The organism is Streptomyces sp. JW3 (assembly GCF_052216785.1).
In the GTDB taxonomy this organism is placed as follows: Bacteria; Actinomycetota; Actinomycetes; order Streptomycetales; family Streptomycetaceae; genus Streptomyces.
Genome location: NZ_JBQOUX010000154.1, coordinates 1 through 15,326 on the forward strand (window position 1 = coordinate 1; position 15,326 = coordinate 15,326).

Consider the following 15,326-nt stretch of genomic DNA (forward strand, 5'->3'; position numbering starts at 1 on the left):
GTTCCCCGCGCCCCTGAAGGGGCGCGGGGAACCGCGCGATCAGCCACGACGCGCCCGCGGCCGCCATACCGCCGGAACCACCCGAGCTGTACCGCGCCCACCTGCACGAACCCCCACCACAAGGTCACCCCGTGCCATCACCGAAGGCACCCCGTGCCGACTTTCTCGTGATCAAGAGGTTTTCCCTCTCAACCCTTTGATCGATCATCGATCAGGGAGTTACAGTCACCGATGGACTCCTACCGGGGTCCACGCCCTGTCCTGCCAAAGACCAAGGGCACCCCCCTTCGACTGAGGAAGGCGGCGACATGACCGACCCCCACGCCATCCAGCCGAGCGAGCTCGACCAGCTCCCGGACCGGGACCCGGAGGAGACCGCCGAATGGCAGGCCTCCCTGGACGCCGTCGCGAAGGCGGCCGGACCGCACCGCGCCGCGTATCTGATGCGGCGCACGCTGGAGCGTGCCGAGGGAGCCGGCGTCGCACTGCCGAAGCTCCTCGAGACGGACTACGTCAACACCATCCCCACCTCCGCCGAGCCGTCCGTGGACGGCGACGAGGAGCTGGAGCAGCGGATCACCGCCTGGAACCGCTGGAACGCGGCGGCGATGGTGACCCGCGGCAGCAAATACGGCGTCGGCGGCCACATCGCCACCTTCGCCTCCGCGGCCTGGCTCTACGAGACCGGCTTCAACCACTTCTTCCGCGGCAAGGAGGGGGACGGCTCCGGCGACCAGCTCTACATCCAGGGCCACGCCTCCCCCGGCATCTACGCCCGCGCCTTCCTGGACGGCCGGCTGAACGAGGGCCACCTCGACAACTTCCGCCGCGAGTCCGGCGGCAACGGCCTGCCGTCCTACCCGCACCCGCGCCGGCTGCCCTGGCTGTGGGAGTTCCCGACCGTCTCCATGGGCCTCGGCCCGATCTCCGCGATCTACCAGGCGCGCTTCAACCGCTACCTGACCAGCCGCGGCATCAAGGACGTCGCCGACTCGCACGTGTGGGCGTTCCTCGGCGACGGCGAGATGGACGAGCCGGAGTCGACCACCGCGCTGACGCTGGCCGCCCGCGAGGGTCTGGACAACCTGACCTTCGTCATCAACTGCAACCTGCAGCGCCTCGACGGCCCGGTGCGCGCCAACTTCAAGATCGTGCAGGAGCTGGAGTCCCTCTTCCGCGGCTCCGGCTGGAACGTCGTCAAGACGCTCTGGGGCACCGCCTGGGACGAGCTGTTCGCGCTCGACACCACGGGCGCGCTGGTCCGCCGGCTGCGCGAGGTACCCGACGCGCAGGTCCAGACGTACCAGACCCGCGACGCGGCCTACATCCGCCAGGACTTCTTCGGCAAGGACCCGGCGCTCGCCGAGCTGGCGAAGCTGCTGAGCGACGACAAGATCCTGGAGTGCTTCCACTTCTCGCGCGGCGGCCACGAGGCCCGCAAGGTCTACGCCGCGTACAAGGCCGCGCTGTCCCACAAGGGGCAGCCGACGGTGATCCTGGCCCAGACGGTCAAGGGCCACACCCTCGGCAAGGGCTTCGCGTCCAAGAACGCCAACCACCAGATGAAGAAGCTCACGGTGGACGAGTTCAAGGACATGCGCGACCTGCTCGGCCTGCCGATCAAGGACAGCGACTTCGTCGACGGCGTGGTCCCCTACGGCCACCCGGGCGCCGACTCCCCCGAGGTCCGCTACCTCCAGGAGCGCCGCGCGGCGCTCGGCGGCCCCGCCCCGGCCCGCCGTACGCACCCGCTGGCCCCGCTGCCCGCGCCCGCCGAGAAGGCGTTCGCCGCCTTCGACAAGGGCTCCGGCACGCAGAGCGTCGCGACCACGATGGCGTTCGTCCGCCTCGTCAAGGACCTGGTCCGGGACAAGGAGACCGGGAAGCGCTGGGTGCCGATCGTCCCCGACGAGGCGCGCACCTTCGGCATGGAGAGCCTCTTCCCGTCGCTGGGCATCTACTCCCCCAAGGGCCAGACGTACGAGCCGGTCGACCGTGACCAGCTGATGTACTACAAGGAGGCCGAGAACGGGCAGATCCTCAACGAGGGGATCACCGAGGCCGGTTCGATGGCCGACTTCATCGCCGCGTCCACCGCGTACGCCACGCACGGCGAGGCGATGATCCCGTTCTACATCTTCTACTCGATGTTCGGCTGGCAGCGCACGGCCGACCAGATGTGGCAGCTCGGCGACCAGCTCGGCCGCGGCTTCCTGGTCGGCGCCACGGCCGGCCGCACCACGCTGACCGGTGAGGGCCTCCAGCACGCCGACGGCCACACCCCGGTGATCGCCGCCACCAACCCGGCGTCCCTCACCTACGACCCGGCGTTCGCCTACGAGATCGCCGTGATCGTGCGCGAAGGCCTGCGCCGGATGTACGGCGAGGCGAAGCCCGGCGAGGACCAGAACGTCTTCTACTACCTCACCGTCTACAACGAGCCGATGCCGCAGCCCGCGAAGCCGCAGGGCCTTGGCATCGACGAGGGCATCGTCAAGGGCCTGTACCGCTTCAACACCGCGGAGTCGGCCGGTCTGACCCCGGCCGCCAACGCGCCCCGCATCCAGCTGCTCGCCTCCGGTACGGCGATCCACTGGACGCTGAAGGCGCAGCGGCTGCTCGCCGAGGAGTGGGGCGTGGCCGCCGACGTGTGGTCCGCGACCTCCTGGACGGAGCTGCGCCGCGACGCCATGGACGCCGACGCGGCGCTGCTGCGCGGCGAGGACCGGGCGCCGTACGTGCGGCAGGCGCTCCAGGGCGCCGAGGGTCCGGTGCTGGCGGTCTCCGACTACATGCGCCAGGTGCCCGACCAGATCGCGCAGTGGGTCGAGCAGGACTGGTCCTCGCTGGGCGCCGACGGCTTCGGTCTGTCGGACACCCGGGAGGGCGCGCGCCGGCACTTCGGCATCGACGCCGAGTCCGTGGTCGTCGCGGCGCTGGCCCAGCTGGCCCGGCGCGGCGAGGTCAAGGCGACGGCCGTGAAGGAGGCGCGCGAGCGCTACGGCCTGTAGTCACCGCAGGTTTGTCCACAGGCCCCCGCCGCGCGCGGGGGCCTGTCGCATGATGTGGGCCATGCGTGCCGCCCGCCTGATCAAGATGGTCCTGCTGCTCCAGTCCCGGCCCTCGATGACCGCCGCCGAGCTGGCCCGGGAGCTGGAGGTGTCCGAGCGGACGGTCACCCGGGACGCGCAGGCGCTGTCCGAGGCGGGGGTGCCGGTCTACGCGGACCGGGGCCGGGCCGGCGGCTACCGGCTGGTCGGCGGGTACCGGACTGGGCTGACCGGCCTGGCCCGGGGCGAGGCGGAGGCGCTGTTCCTGTCCGGAGTGCCGGGGGCGCTGCGCGAGATGGGGCTGGAGGACGCCGCTTCGGCGGCCCGGCTGAAGGTCTCGGCGGCGCTGCTGCCGTCCCTGCGCGACGTCTCCCGGACGACCGCGCAGCGCTTCCACCTGGACGCCCCGAACTGGTTCACCGAGCCGCGCACCCCCCAGCTGCTGCCGGTGGTGGCGGACGCGGTGTGGGACGACCGGCCGCTCACCGCCCGCTACCGGCGCGACGAGCACGAGGTCGAACGGGAGCTGGAGCCGTACGGGCTGGTGCTGAAGGCGGGGGTCTGGTACCTCTGCGCGCGGGTGGCGGACGGGACCGGCGGCGACGGGGTCTTCCGGGTGTACCGGATCGACCGGTTCACCGCCGTGTCGCCCGGCCCGGAGCGGTTCGCCCGGGACGCGGACTTCGACCTGCCCGGGTTCTGGGCCGAGCGGGCCGAGCAGTTCGCGCGGTCGGTGCTGCGGGCCGAGGTGGTACTGCGGCTCTCCCCGCGGGGGGTGCGGCGGCTGCCGTACGCGGTGGACCCGCCCGCCGCCCGGCAGGCGCTGGCCGCCGCCGGATCGCCGGACGCGGACGGCCGGGTCACCGTGACGCTGCCGGTGGAGTCCGAGGACGTCGCGCACGCCCAGCTCGGGGCGCTCGGCCCGGAGGCGGAGGTGCTGGCCCCCGCCGGGCTGCGCGAGCGGTTCGCGGCGGACGCCCGGCGGCTGGCCGCCCTGTACGCAGCGGCGGCCGACGAGGAGATAACGATCTGTCGCCCGGACGTGCGCCCCGGCCCCGCAGGGCCGATGCTGGACCCGTGATGGACGAGACGGAGTTCTGGGAGCTGATCGACACCGCTCGCCGGGGTGCCGAGGGCGACCCCGAGGAGCAGGCCGACCTGCTGGTGGAACGGCTGTGCCGGCTGGACCCGGAGGCGGTCCTGGACTTCGCCCGTCACTTCGAGGCCCGCTACCACCGGGCCGGCACCTGGGAGCTGTGGGGCGCCGCCTGGATCCTGCTCGGCGGCGCGAGCGACGACGCCTTCGACTGGTTCCGCTGCTGGCTGATCGGCCAGGGCCGGGAGGTCTACGAGGGCGCCGTGCACGACCCCGACGCGCTGGCCGGCCTGCTCGACGACTTCGACGACGAGGTCGACGGCGACGGCGAGGACCTCGGCTACGCGGCCGACGAGGCCTACGAACAGCTCACCGGCGCCATCGCCCCGGACCTCGGCCTGCCCGCCCCGCCCGCCGAACCGCTGGGCACCCCGATCGACCTGGAGGACGACCGGGCACTGGCACAGCGCCTTCCCCGGCTGTGGGAGCGGTTCGGCGACTGACGTCAGGCCGCCGCCCGGCGCCGGGTCGGCTGCGTCGCCAGGTACGCCTGGGTCTGCTCCGCCCGCAGGCCGCCGGCGTGGTGCCGCGGGGCCGCGTTGGCCTGGTCGAGGGCGGCGGCGGTGACGGCCGCCGGACCCAGTACCACGGCCGCCGCGGCGGCCAGCGCGGCCCAGGGGCGGCGCAGTGCCCTGGCCCAGGTACCGGTGCTGTCGTGCTGGCTGTTCTTCATGGTCCCCACCTCCGGTCGGCTTGTGGCACCGACCGTAGGGGGCCCGGCTCTGCGGAGCCTGCGTGATCACTGTGACCGTCCTGTGCGGCGGTGGCGCGGCCCTGCAGGCGGGCCGCGCGCTCCCGGATGGCGGGCAGCCGGGCGCTGAGCGCGGCGCCGGGGCAGCTGGTCTGGTAGCCGTCGTCGTGTCCGGCGACGGCGGGCAGCGCGGTGGCGGTGCCGGCCGCGTACCGGCTGAGGCCGTTGCTGGAGACCAGCCGGACCCGGCCGCGCGGGTCGGTGCCGGCCGGGCCCAGTTTCCAGGCGGTCACCGCGGCGATCGCGTCGGTCAGCGCGCGGGGCACCGGCACCCCCGCGGTGTAGGTGCCGAGGGCGGCGATGCCGGCCGTGCGGTGGTTGAAGCCCTGGGTGTGGGCGCCGGTCACGGCCCGGTCGACGCCGCCGGCCCGGCCCTCGTAGACGGTGCCGCAGCGGTCGACGACGAAGTTGTAGCCGAGGTCGTCCCAGTCCCGGGCGCCGGTCTGGCCGGTGTAGATGTCGCGCAGGATGCGGGGCGCGTCGGCGCAGTCGTAGCCGTTGGGGGTGTCGGTGTGGTGCACGAAGACGGCGACGACCTGGTCGTCGTAGCGCGGGGCCGGCTGGCGGCGGGCGGCGCTGCCCAGCCAGGCGGCGCGCGGGACGATGTCCGGCCGGGGCGCCGACCAGCGGCTCTCCGGGCGGGCGGAGGAGCGGGCCTGGGGTCCGGGCGGGCCCTTGCCGCCGCTCATGAAGAGCACCAGCGCGACCCCGACGGCGAGGACCAGCAGGCAGCCGAGCAGCAGGGCGGGGACCGCGCGGACCGGTATGCGTCCCGCGCGCCGTCTCCCGGCCTTACGGGGCCCTCGCAGCACACGCATGGAATCACTGTCCGTCCGTGGCGGGCGGCCCGCGACGTGCGCTGTGCCACCCGGTGGAACCATCGTCCCGGTGCGCGGCGTTTCACCGGGTAGCCGCACGTGTGGCCGGTTTCCGGCCGCGGGTGCGGCACCGGCTGATCACCGGGCCCTTCCGGCACGTAACGAGGGGTGTCAGGGTCCGAGAGAAAGGCGGCTCGTGTGGATCTGCTCGACATCGTGCTGGCGCTGGTGGTGCTCGGCTACGCGGCCGCCGGGTACCGGCGCGGGCTGCTGGCCGGCTGTGTCTCGCTCGCCGGGTTCGTGGGCGGGGCGGTCGTCGGCGTGTGGATCCTGCCGTGGGTGATGGACCTGGTGGCGCCGGGCACGACGACGGCGACGGTGACGGCCGTGCTGACGGTGCTGGTCCCGGCGGCGGTGGGGCACGAGCTGGCGGGGCGGCTCGCGCTCAGGGTGCGCCGGGAGCTGGACGCCGGGCCGCTGCGGGTGGCCGACGGGGTGGGCGGGGCGGTGGCCAACTCGGCGGCGGCGCTGATCGTGGCGTGGGTGGCGGCGAGTGTGCTGGCCGCCTCGCCGACGCCGCTGCTGGCCTCGGCGATCCGGGACTCGGCGGTGCTCGGCGCGGTGCAGCGGGCGATGCCGGACACCACCCCGGCGTGGTTCTCGCGGGCCACCTCGGCGCTGACCGAGGCGGGGTTCCCGCAGGTCTTCAACCCGTTCGAGAACGAGTCGACGGCCCAGGTCGCCGAGCCCTCCGGGGACAACGTGACGGCGGCGGCCACCGACGCCGCCAAGCTGAGCACGGTGAAGATCGAGGGCGTGGCGGGCACCCAGGGCCGCGAGGGCAGCGGTTTCGTCTACGCCGACCGGCATGTCATGACCAACGCCCATGTGGTGGCCGGCATCGACGACCCGAGCGTGCGGGTGGGCGGGGTCGGACGGACGTACGAGGCGCGGGTGGTGCTGTTCGACCCGGCCAAGGACGTGGCGGTGCTGTACGTGCCGGAGCTGACCGCGCCCGCCCTGCGGTTCGACGACGCGGCCGGGCGGGGTGCGGCGGCGGTGGTGGCCGGCTATCCCGAGGACGGCGACCTGGACCTGCGGGCGGCGACGGTGGCGACCCGGGTGCGGGCCCGCGGCCAGAACATCTACCGCGACGCCGAGGTCACCCGGGAGATCTACGCCATCCGCTCCACGGTCCGCCCGGGGAACTCCGGCGGGCCGCTGCTCACCACCGAGGGCCGGGTGTACGGCGTGGTCTTCGCCCGCTCCACCTCGGACACCGCCACCGGGTACGTGCTGACGGCGGACGAGGTGTCCGGCGAGGCCCGGCGCGCGGCGGCGGCGACGGAGGCGGTGGACACCGGGGCGCCGGTGACCTCGTAGCGCCGGTCCTCAGCGCAGCGAGCGTCCCATCAGCACGTCGTCGACGTAGGCGCCGTCCAGCAGGAACTCCTCGGGCTGCACCCCTTCGACGGCGAAGCCCTCGGACTCGTAGAGCCCCCGGGCGGGGGTGTTGGGGCCGAGGACGCGCAGGGTGAGGCGGCGGGCGCCGAGGCGGCGGGCCTCGGCGACGGCGGCGCGGACCAGCAGGCGGCCGATGCCGTGGCCGCGGGCCGCCTCGGAGACGGCGAGGCCGTGCACCGCGCGGACGTGGCTGTTGGCGGCGAGGCCGGTGGGGCGCCCGAGCCGGAGGTAGCCCACGACCCGGCCGTCGAGTTCGGCGACCAGGTGGGCGTCGGGGCCGGAGTGCTCCCGGAAGAACGGGGCGTCCGGTTCCGGCGGGGGCGAGACCGCGTGCAGCGGGGACCAGGTTTCCCGGTCGAGCAGGCGCAGTGCCTCCTCGTCGTCCGGCCGGGCGGGGCGTATGTGTGGTTCGGGCATGCTGATCACTTTACGGCGGGACGGCCGGCCGCCCCGAGGCATTAATTTCCGGCGGGCGGCAGGATGTTCCCATGGAACCTTCCCGCATCGTGGTGGCCGGCGCGTCCGGTCTGATCGGCAACGCGCTGGCGCGGTCCCTGACGGCGGACGGGCACGAGGTGGTGCGCCTGGTGCGGCACCCGCCCCGGGGGCCGGGCGAGGTCCGCTGGGACCCCGAGCGCGGCCGGGTGGACGCGGCGGGGCTGGCCGGCTGCGACGCCGTGGTCAACCTGGCGGGGGCCGGCGTCGGCGACCGGCGCTGGACGGCGGCGTACAAGGCCCGGGTCCGCGACAGCCGGGTGCACGGCACGGCGGCGCTGGCCCGGGCCGTCGCCGCGTTGGACCGGCCGCCCAAGGTCTTCGTCAACGGCAGCGCGATCGGCTTCTACGGCGAGACCGGGGAGCGCCCGGTCGACGAGAGCGCCCCCGCCGGCACCGGTTTCCTGCCCGAGCTGTGCGTCGAGTGGGAGGCCGCCGCCGCGCCCGCCGCGGCGGCCGGCGTACGAACCGTGTTCACCCGCACCGGCCTGGTCGTCGCGCGCGGCGGTGGCGCCTGGGGGCGGCTGTTCCCGCTGTTCAGGGCGGGGCTCGGCGGGCGCCTGGGCGACGGGCGGCAGTACTGGTCGTTCGTGGCGCTGCACGACGAGGTGGCCGCGATCCGCCATCTGCTGGCCCGCGCGGACCTGTCCGGCCCGTTCAACCTGACCGCCCCGCAGCCGCGCACCAACCGGGAGATCACCGAGGCGATGGGCCGGGTACTGCACCGGCCCACCCTGTTCGCGGTGCCCGCGCCGGTACTGCGCACGGTGCTCGGCGAGATGGCCGGGGACGTGCTGGGCAGTGCCCGGGTGGTGCCGGGGCGGCTGCTGGAGTCGGGGTTCCGGTTCGCGTTCCCGGAGATCGACGGGGCGATCCGCGCCGCGCTGTGAGCCCGGCCGGGCGGGACCGGGCGCGCGGGGAGCCGCCCTGACCCCGCCGCACCGGCCGGCCCCCGCCGCACCCGGCCGTGTGCGACCTGCGTGCGACCGTGCCCTGTCCCCGTGCGACTGTCACCGGCCGGACGCGGCCCTAATCTCGATCTGAACTCGGGTATTCCGAAGGCCGGTTGGGGCACCCAGCTCCCGACCGGCGCGCGATCGCGAGGAGGGGCACGTGCTTGAGCCCGCGTACCAGGCGGACGTCGTCGTCGTGGGGGCCGGGGTCGCCGGGCTCGCGGCGGCACATCTGCTGACCAGCCAGGGAGTGTCGACCGTGGTCCTGGAGGCGGCCCCCGTGCCGGGCGGCCGGATGGCGACCGAGAAGGTCGACGGCTTCCGGCTCGACCGGATCGGGCAGTTGCTGCCGACGTCGGGTGCCGAGCTGCGGCTCTTCCCCGGGCTGGACGGGCTGGCGCTGCGGCCCTTCGCGCCCGGGGCGCTGGTGCACAGCGAAGGGCTCCACCACCGGGTGAGCGCTCCCTTCGGCGCCGGGGGCGCACGGGGCGCACTGCACGCCGTACGCGCCCTGGCGAGCACCCCGCGGCCGGTGCCGGGAGCCCGCGGCCCGGTGCTGGACACCGGACGGCCCGGCAGCACCACCGGAGGGCCCGGCCTCCGCACCGGACGGCCGGACACGGCCACCAACCGGTCCGATACGGCCACCGGGCGGCCGTGGGCGGTCACCGGACGACTGGGTACGGTCGCCGGATGGTACGGGGCCTACGGGGCCGCCCCCCGGACGGCCGGACGGCAGGCGGCGGCGCGCCGGGGCCGGGCCGGCACCCCGCTGGGCGGCGCCGTGGACCAGGCCCGCCTCACCGCCGCCCTCACCCGGCTGGCGACCACGCCGGTCGAACGGCTGCTGGCCCGCCCCGAACTGCCCGCGCGGCAGGCGCTCGCCGTCCGCGGGCTGCCCGCCCGGACCATCGACGGCTTCCTGCGTCCGCTGCTCGCCGCACTGCTGTGCGACCCGGACCTGACCACCTCCAGCCGCTGCGCCGACCTGGCGCTGCGCGCCTTCGCGAGCGGGCGGCTGGGGCTGCCGGAGGGTGGCGCCGAGGTGCTGCCGGACCTGCTGGCCCGGTCGCTGCCACCGGGCACCGTGCGCACCGGCGTCCGGGTCACCGCGGTCGCCACCAACGCGGTGACCACCGCCCAGCACGGGGTGCTGCGCTGCCGGGCGGTGCTGCTGGCCACCGACGCCCGGGCCGCCGCCGAACTGCTGCCCGGACTGCGGGTGCCGGACTTCCACCCGGTGACGGTGGTGCACCACACCACCGACGAGCCCCCGGCGACCGGCGCGGCGCTGCTGCTGGACGCCGACCGCGGCGGCCCGGTCGCCCACACGGCCGTGGTCAGCGAGGTGGACCCGGCCCGCGCCCCGGCCGGCCGGGCGCTGGTCTCCTCCACCGTCCTCGGCCCGCCCCCGCCCGACGTGGACAGCGCCGTCCGCGCCCACCTCGCCCGGCTCTACGGCACCTCCACCGCGCGCTGGGAGACGCTGGCGGTGCACCACACGCCCGAGGCGGTCCCGGCGATGCGCCCGCCGCACGACCCACGCCGCCCGGTCCGCCTGCTGGCGGGCCTGTACGTCTGCGGCGACCACCGGGACGCCGGCACCCCCCAGGGCGCCCTCCACTCGGCCCACCGGGCAGCGGCAGCCATCCTGACGGATTTGGGCGCGAGGGGACCGCACGTCACTTCTCGAGCGGCGTGAGCACCCGCGCCCCAAGAGGGGCGCGGGGCTGTATCGATGTGCGGCTCCGCCGCGCGGGCGCGACCAGCCACAACGGCGCCGCACCCGGCGGACGGACCCCCAGGGGCTACCCCAGAGCCGCCACCTTGTCCCGATACCCCCGAACAGGCGCCGCGTCGCGATACGGCTCAAGCCGCCGCTCGAACTCCCGCACATACTCCACCGCCCGCGCCGACCGCATCTCCGCGGCCTGCGCGGCGGCCTCCGCCCCCAACTGGCACGCCGCGTCCAGCTCCCCGAGCCCGAGCCGCGAGGTCGCCAGCACCACCCGGCAGAACAGCCGGCTGCGCGCCTGCGCCGGGGCGCGCAGCTGGAGCGACCGCTCCGCCTGCTGCGCCGCGACCCGGAACTGCTGGAGGTCGCGGTGGCAGTGGGCCAGCTCGTCGGCGAACTGCGCGTCGTCGAAGAACCGCGCCCAGTGCGGCACCTCGTCACCGGGCCGGACCGCCTCCATCATCCGCTCGGCCCGCACCAGCGCCGAGGTGCAGGCCCGTACCTCGCCGAGCACCCCGTGCCCGCGCGCCTCGCAGACGTGCAGCAGCGCCTGCACCACCGGTGGCGCGGTGCTGCCGACGCCCTGCTGGGCGACCCGGGCCAGCTGCACCGCCTCCCGCCCGTGCCCGAGGTAGACGGCCTGCCGGCTCATCGTGGCCAGCACATAGGACCCGTACGCCCGGTCCCCGGCCGCCTGCGAGAGCCGCAGCGCCTGCACGAAGTACCGCTGGGCGAGCCCGTGCGCGGCGATGTCGTACGAGGTCCAGCCGGCCAGCCGGGTGAGGTCGGCGGCGGAGGCGAACAGCCGGCGGCCGGTCTGCTCGCCGTAGCCGCCGCGCAGCATCGGCTCCAGTTCGTGTTCGAGGTAGCGGACCAGGGCCTGCCGGGCGTGGCCGCCGCCGTACCGGTCGTCCAGGCTGCGGAAGAGCTCGCCCACCGAGCGCAGCGCGGCGAGGTCACCGGCGCCGACCCGCAGGCCGGGGCCGCGGTCGACCGGGGAGCGCCGCCGGCCGGCCGCCTCCAGCTGGGCCGGGATGCCGGGCAGCGCCGGGCGGCCCTGGGCGGGGACCCGGGCGGCGGCCTCGGCGCGGGCCACCTTGTCGTCGGCGCGGCCGATCAGCCAGTCCCGGCTGGGCACGACGAGCCCGGCCGGGGTGAACGCGATCTTGCGGAGCTCGGCGTGGCTGCCGGAGTCCTTGCGCCACAGGCCGCTGACGATGTCGACGGCCTCCTCGGGGCCGGCGGCGAACTCCAGCCCCGCGTAGACGGGGGCGCAGGCGTCCAGGCCGAGGTCCTGGGCGGTGAGCCGGCGGCCGAGGCGGCGGGTGAAGACCTCGGCGATCAGGGCGGGAGTGGTGCCGCGCGGCTGTTGACCGCGCAGCCATCGGGTGACGGACGTCTTGTCGTATCTGAGGTCGAGGCCGTGTTCGAGGCCGAGCTGGTCGACGCGACGCGCGAGACCCGCGTTGGAGAACCCAGCCTCGGCGATGAGCGCGGCGAGCTGGCGGTTGGGGGTGCGCTGCGCGGGTCGTTCCGTCATGGTGCGGTGCGGTCTCCTGCCTTCCGGGGCGTGCGAAGTGCCCGGATTGCCTGTGAGCAGCCCTTATGGCCTCGTGAACGGCGCGAATGTAGCGGAGAGTAAGCACTTCATCGCACACTTCGACTTCCATTCATCCGATCGTGTGAGCATCCATCTCTCTGCTGACGCCCCCGGTCCCGGCCGCCGTCGGCCGCCGCCCGCCGCTGCCCCAAGGGGCGGACGTACAGTGGCGTGGGCACGGGTCGTGCCTTACGACGTCCAGGGAGGCGCTTGCCGTGAGTGGGTTGCGGTTCGTCCGTATGGGTTTCGGTGCGCGGGCGGTCGAGTACCAGGAGGCGTGGGACGAGCAGCGCCGGGTGCACGCCGCGCGGTTCGCCGACGAGATCCCCGACACCGTGCTGCTGCTGGAGCACCCGCCGGTGTACACGGCCGGCCGGCGCACGGCGGACAACGAGCGCCCGCTCGACGGCACCCCGGTCATCGACGTGGACCGCGGCGGCAAGATCACCTGGCACGGCCCCGGCCAGCTGGTCGGCTACCCGATCCAGAAGCTCCCGCGCCCGGTGGACGTCGTCGCGCACGTCCGGCGCCTGGAGGAGGCGCTGATCCGCACCTGCGCGGAGTTCGGCCTGGCGACCAGCCGGGTGGAGGGCCGCAGCGGGGTCTGGGTGCTCGGCGATCCAATCGGGCGGCGCCCGTCGCTCGGCGGGCTCTCCCTCGACTTCGATCCCCGGCTCACCGACGAGGAGTTCGACCCCCGGCTGAACGGCCCGGAGTACGCGCCCTCCAACGCCGGGCAGCGCCGCGAGGACCGCAAGATCGCCGCGATCGGCATCCGGGTGGCCAAGGGCGTCACCATGCACGGCTTCGCGCTCAACGTGCAGCCCGACAACAAGTGGTTCGACAAGATCATCCCGTGCGGCATCCGGGACGCGGGCGTCGCCTCGCTGGCGAACGAACTGGGCCGGGACGTCACGATCGACGAGGTGCTGCCGGTCGTCGAGCGGCACCTGCGGGACGTGCTGGAGAACGCGGACCTCAAGCCGCGCGTGATCGAGAAGACACCGGCCGCCTGAGACGGGGCGTGGGCTTTCGAAATCACGGGCGTACCCTGAAGACGCCGAAGAATCAACGCTAGGGAGCCGGTCGTGTCCGCAGTCGCACCCGACGGACGCAAGATGCTGCGCCTGGAGGTCCGCAACAGCCAGACCCCCATCGAGCGCAAGCCCGAGTGGATCAAGACCCGGGCGAAAATGGGCCCCGAGTACACCAAGATGCAGAACCTGGTGAAGGGCGAGGGCCTGCACACGGTGTGCCAGGAGGCCGGCTGCCCCAACATCTACGAGTGCTGGGAGGACCGCGAGGCGACCTTCCTCATCGGCGGCGACCAGTGCACCCGGCGCTGCGACTTCTGCCAGATCGACACCGGCAGGCCCGAGGCGCTGGACCGCGACGAGCCGCGCCGGGTCGGCGAGTCCGTGGTCACCATGGACCTGAACTACGCCACCATCACCGGCGTCGCCCGCGACGACCTGGAAGACGGCGGCGCCTGGCTGTACGCCGAGACGGTGCGCCAGATCCACCAGCAGACCGCCGAGCGTGCCGAGGGCCGCACCAAGGTCGAGCTGCTGGCCCCCGACTTCAACGCCGTCCCGGAGCAGCTCGCCGAGGTCTTCGCCGCCCGCCCCGAGGTCTTCGCGCACAACGTCGAGACGGTGCCGCGCATCTTCAAGCGGATCCGTCCCGGCTTCCGCTACGAGCGCTCCCTGAAGGTCATCACCGAGGCCCGCGACTACGGCCTGGTCACCAAGTCCAACCTGATCCTCGGCATGGGCGAGACCCGCGAGGAGGTCAGCGAGGCGCTGAAGCAGCTGCACGACGCGGGCTGCGAGCTGGTGACCATCACGCAGTACCTGCGCCCCTCGGTGCGCCACCACCCGGTGGAGCGCTGGGTCAAGCCGCACGAGTTCGTGGAGCTGAAGGACGAGGCCGAGCAGATCGGCTTCTCGGGGGTCATGTCGGGCCCGCTGGTGCGGTCCTCGTACCGGGCCGGGCGGCTCTACCAGATGGCCGTGGAGAAGCGCGGCGCGTTCGTCGCCGCCCAGGCTGTGTGAATTCGCGCACAAGAACCTACTGACCAGTAATGGCCGGTACGACGCGGCCCCGACCGTCCTCGCAGATGAGGACCACGGTCGGGGCCGCGTCGGGGTTCCGGGCCCCGACTCCGGGGCTTCATGGGCGTTTGACCGGCGGGTCACGCCCTGGTAACACCAATCAGTGACGCTGGACTCACACCACGTGCAGCCCTAGCCAACGCCGTCGCCAATGCCATCGCCATCGCCATCGCCATCGCCATCCGAGGGGGGACCTCCTGATGCAGGCCGCGCCCGTACGCGCCACCGCCATCCCGTCGTTCACCGACACCCTGCGCGCCGTCGAGTCACTGCTGATGAGCGGTGGCCAGCGCACCGCCCGCCGCAACGCCTGGACCTCCGTCCTGGAGGACCGCCGCCGCGCCAAGGACCGGGCCGAGGCCGAGCGCATCCTCGATCAGGCCGGCCAGCGGGTCTCCGTACGCCTGTGACACCCGCCTGCCTTCGTCGGCGCTCCCGGGGACACGTAGACTGCGCTCCATGGCGAGGAAGGACAACGCGGCGGACGCCGCGAACCCCGGGCGACTGAAGCAGATCGCTCTGACCTACAAGATGACCCGCAAGGCCGACAAGAAGATCGGTCTTGTACTCGCGGCTGTCGGAATCATCGTCTTCGGTGTCTTCCTCGCGATCGGTTTCCTGATCGGTCACCCCATCTATCTCGGCATCCTGGGCCTGCTGCTCGCCTTCCTCGCGACGGCGATCGTGTTCGGGCGCCGGGCCGAGCGGGCGGCCTTCGGGCAGATGGAGGGCCAGCCGGGCGCGGCGGCGGCGGTACTGGACAACGTCGGCCGGGGCTGGACCACCACCCCGGCGGTGGCGATGAACCGCAGCCAGGACGTGGTGCACCGCGCGGTCGGCAAGGCCGGCATCGTGCTGGTCGCGGAGGGCAACCCGAACCGGGTGAAGTCCCTGCTGGCCGCCGAGAAGAAGAAGATGAACCGGATCGTCGCCGACGTCCCCGTGCACGACCTGATCGTGGGCGACGGCGAGGGCCAGGTGCCGCTGAAGAAGCTGCGCACCACCATGCTCAAGCTGCCGCGTGTGCTGACCGGCCCGCAGGTCACCGTGACCAACGACCGGCTGCGCGCGCTGGGCGACCTGATGAGCAACATGCCGCTGCCCAAGGGCCCGATGCCCAAGGGGATGCGGATGCCGAAGGGCCCGCGCTGATCCGACGTACGCGTGAGTGGGGGCGCCCGGAGTCATTC

Annotated in this window: 14 protein-coding genes; 10 read left to right on the plus strand and 4 right to left on the minus strand. The window is 74.0% G+C overall.

Annotated features, from left to right (window positions below; all coding sequences use genetic code 11):
• Positions 1-308 precede the first annotated feature (308 nt).
• The 3 genes from aceE to ACTT8P_RS35700 all read left to right on the plus strand — a co-directional run bounded on the left by aceE (position 309) and on the right by ACTT8P_RS35700 (position 4,649).
• A complete protein-coding gene (aceE, locus tag ACTT8P_RS35690; protein ID WP_442835956.1) occupies positions 309-3,011 on the plus strand; it encodes a pyruvate dehydrogenase (acetyl-transferring), homodimeric type in 2,703 nt (900 codons plus the stop codon).
• Positions 3,012-3,072: 61 nt separating this feature from the next.
• Positions 3,073-4,131, plus strand: coding sequence for a helix-turn-helix transcriptional regulator (locus tag ACTT8P_RS35695; protein WP_442835957.1), 1,059 nt, complete (start codon positions 3,073-3,075; stop codon positions 4,129-4,131).
• Positions 4,131-4,649: a DUF4240 domain-containing protein gene (locus ACTT8P_RS35700; protein ID WP_442835969.1), complete on the plus strand. Its 519-nt coding sequence runs from the start codon at positions 4,131-4,133 to the stop codon at positions 4,647-4,649. Before ACTT8P_RS35695 ends, ACTT8P_RS35700 begins: the two co-directional genes overlap by 1 nt.
• Before the next feature lie 2 nt (positions 4,650-4,651).
• Here the strand turns inward: ACTT8P_RS35700 and ACTT8P_RS35705 are convergent, their stop codons facing one another.
• Together ACTT8P_RS35705 and ACTT8P_RS35710 are read right to left on the minus strand one after the other, a co-directional pair.
• A complete protein-coding gene (locus tag ACTT8P_RS35705) occupies positions 4,652-4,879 on the minus strand; it encodes a hypothetical protein (protein WP_442835958.1) in 228 nt (75 codons plus the stop codon).
• On the minus strand, positions 4,876-5,775 hold the full coding sequence (locus ACTT8P_RS35710; protein ID WP_442835959.1) for a peptidoglycan recognition protein family protein: 900 nt from the start codon (positions 5,773-5,775) through the stop codon (positions 4,876-4,878). The genes ACTT8P_RS35705 and ACTT8P_RS35710 overlap by 4 nt, the downstream gene beginning before the upstream one ends.
• 198 nt (positions 5,776-5,973) lie before the next feature.
• Between ACTT8P_RS35710 and ACTT8P_RS35715 the strand changes: the two genes are divergently transcribed.
• Positions 5,974-7,158 carry a MarP family serine protease gene (locus ACTT8P_RS35715; RefSeq protein WP_442835960.1) on the plus strand — a complete coding sequence of 395 codons (1,185 nt, stop codon included), beginning with the start codon at positions 5,974-5,976 and terminating at the stop codon, positions 7,156-7,158.
• A 9-nt stretch (positions 7,159-7,167) separates the two neighbouring features.
• Here the strand turns inward: ACTT8P_RS35715 and ACTT8P_RS35720 are convergent, their stop codons facing one another.
• Positions 7,168-7,656, minus strand: a complete 489-nt coding sequence (locus tag ACTT8P_RS35720) for a GNAT family N-acetyltransferase (protein WP_442835961.1) — start codon at positions 7,654-7,656, stop codon at positions 7,168-7,170.
• A gap of 71 nt (positions 7,657-7,727) precedes the next feature.
• Here ACTT8P_RS35720 and ACTT8P_RS35725 point away from each other — a divergent pair, with 71 nt between their 5' ends.
• Together ACTT8P_RS35725 and ACTT8P_RS35730 are read left to right on the plus strand one after the other, a co-directional pair.
• Positions 7,728-8,624: a TIGR01777 family oxidoreductase gene (locus ACTT8P_RS35725; RefSeq protein ID WP_442835962.1), complete on the plus strand. Its 897-nt coding sequence runs from the start codon at positions 7,728-7,730 to the stop codon at positions 8,622-8,624.
• A 223-nt stretch (positions 8,625-8,847) separates the two neighbouring features.
• The gene (locus tag ACTT8P_RS35730) at positions 8,848-10,389 is read left to right on the plus strand and encodes an NAD(P)/FAD-dependent oxidoreductase (protein ID WP_442835963.1); all 1,542 of its coding nucleotides are present in this window, start codon (positions 8,848-8,850) and stop codon (positions 10,387-10,389) included.
• A 106-nt stretch (positions 10,390-10,495) separates the two neighbouring features.
• Here the strand turns inward: ACTT8P_RS35730 and ACTT8P_RS35735 are convergent, their stop codons facing one another.
• A complete protein-coding gene (locus ACTT8P_RS35735; RefSeq protein WP_442835964.1) occupies positions 10,496-11,962 on the minus strand; it encodes a regulator in 1,467 nt (488 codons plus the stop codon).
• Positions 11,963-12,237: 275 nt separating this feature from the next.
• On the opposite strand from ACTT8P_RS35735, the gene lipB reads away from it, so the two are divergent.
• The 4 genes from lipB (at position 12,238) to ACTT8P_RS35755 (ending at position 15,288) form a co-directional block, all read left to right on the plus strand.
• A complete protein-coding gene (gene lipB / locus ACTT8P_RS35740) occupies positions 12,238-13,038 on the plus strand; it encodes a lipoyl(octanoyl) transferase LipB (RefSeq protein ID WP_442835965.1) in 801 nt (266 codons plus the stop codon).
• Positions 13,039-13,110: 72 nt separating this feature from the next.
• Entirely contained in the window at positions 13,111-14,076 is a 966-nt protein-coding gene (lipA, locus tag ACTT8P_RS35745) for a lipoyl synthase (RefSeq protein ID WP_442835966.1), read from the plus strand.
• A 260-nt stretch (positions 14,077-14,336) separates the two neighbouring features.
• Positions 14,337-14,546, plus strand: a complete 210-nt coding sequence (locus ACTT8P_RS35750) for an SCO2195 family GlnR-regulated protein (protein ID WP_442835967.1) — start codon at positions 14,337-14,339, stop codon at positions 14,544-14,546.
• A gap of 49 nt (positions 14,547-14,595) precedes the next feature.
• The gene (locus tag ACTT8P_RS35755) at positions 14,596-15,288 is read left to right on the plus strand and encodes a DUF4191 domain-containing protein (RefSeq protein ID WP_442835968.1); all 693 of its coding nucleotides are present in this window, start codon (positions 14,596-14,598) and stop codon (positions 15,286-15,288) included.
• Positions 15,289-15,326 lie beyond the last annotated feature (38 nt).